The 1,460-nt window shown below is 64.0% G+C and carries 1 protein-coding gene; it reads right to left on the bottom strand.

The window, feature by feature from the left end; translation table 11 throughout:
- Nucleotides 1-23 precede the first annotated feature (23 nt).
- Complete coding sequence (locus tag CFB82_RS41515) at nt 24-1,229, bottom strand: IS110 family transposase (RefSeq protein WP_069247589.1); 1,206 nt, start codon at nt 1,227-1,229, stop codon at nt 24-26.
- Between the last annotated feature and the right edge of the window lie 231 nt (nt 1,230-1,460).

Genomic DNA, 1,460 nt, shown 5'->3' with positions numbered 1-1,460 from the left:
GGGGGGTGCCCCTATGTCTTTCGTCAAGCGTTAGGGGCTGACTTGGGTTGGTAAATGGTGCCGTCGCGCAGCATGGCGAACAGGACGTCGCAGCGTCGCCGTGCCAGCGCGATGAGTGCCTGGTTGTGGCGCTTGCCCTGCTGGATCTTGCGCGCGTAGTAAGCCCGCGAGACAGGATCCCGCAATGCCGCGAAGGCGGAGAGGAACAAGGCGCGCTTGAGCACCTTGTTGCCGCGTCTGGATGGATGTTCGCCTCGGATCGACGAGCCTGAGCGCCGGGTGACCGGCGCGAGGCCAGCGTAGGCCGCGAGATGAGCAGCCGAGGCGAAGGCTTTATGGGCGACTTCGGTCAGGAGTCTGGCGGCGGTCCTGACGCCGACTCCCGGCATGCTGGTCAGGACCGGCCAAAGAGGGTGAGCATGCACCAGCCGCTCAACTTCGGCGGCGATTTCGTCACGCTGCTTGCGCAAGGCGGCGAGTTGCTGGGCCAAGCGGGGCATGACGATGGTGGCAGCCTGCGTGCCGGGTACGATCACGGCTTGCTCGCTCAGCGCTTGAACGATTTCGGCCGCTAAGTTCTTGCCCATGCGAGGCGCGAGCTTGGTCAGGCGGTTGGCGAGCGTCTTCTCGCTAGTTGCGGCAAGCGCGGCTGGCGAGGGGTAGCGCTCAAGCAGATCGAGCACCGCCGGATGGTCGAGGCGCGGTCCGAGAACGCGCTCGAGCGCCGGATGGATCTGGGTGAGCAGGCCGCGAATGCGGTTGCTGGTTTGAGTGACCTGAGACGCGAGATCGTCGTCGAAGCCGCACAGCATGGTGAGTTCGGCGAGTTGCTCGTCTGCCAACCGAAGCGAGCGTAGTGTGTGCGGCATCGAGCGAGCGGCCTCGGCAATGATCGCGGCATCGCGGGCATCGGTCTTGGCTTCGCCTGCATGTAGGTCGGCGATGCGACGCATGGCCAGTCCCGGCAGATAGGCGACGAGGACGCCTTCAGCACGGGCGACGGCTACAGGAAGCGCGCCGATGGTGGACGGTTGATCGACGACGAACAACAGTCGACCGTGAGTCTTGAGCTCGGTGATGAGGGCTCGCAGCTTGACCTCGTCGTTGGGTAGCGCCTTGTTGTAAAGGCGCTTGCCGTTCCGGTCGAGCGCGACGGCATGATGCTGGCCTTTACCGACATCAACGCCGACGAAGACATCGACGGCGCCATGTTGTTGAGTGTCTTGCATCGAAGTATGAGCAGAGTGAACGGATTGGCCTGCAACAACGGTGGCAAGTCTCGGCATCCACGTTACGGACGGCGTCGGGAAATCCCGGCCAAACCCCTATCAGCGATCACCAGCCACCCACCAGACCCGGTGACAACACCCCCCGGATCATGACTGCGACTGGGGGCGGGAATCATGCCGGGTCTGGCTGGCCAAAGCCCCGATTATCGGGGCGTGAAGATAGTAACGGGG

The organism is Burkholderia sp. HI2714, from assembly GCF_002223085.1.
Lineage (GTDB): Bacteria > Pseudomonadota > Gammaproteobacteria > Burkholderiales > Burkholderiaceae > Burkholderia > Burkholderia lata_D.
This window is presented reverse-complemented; position numbering and strand designations above follow the sequence as displayed.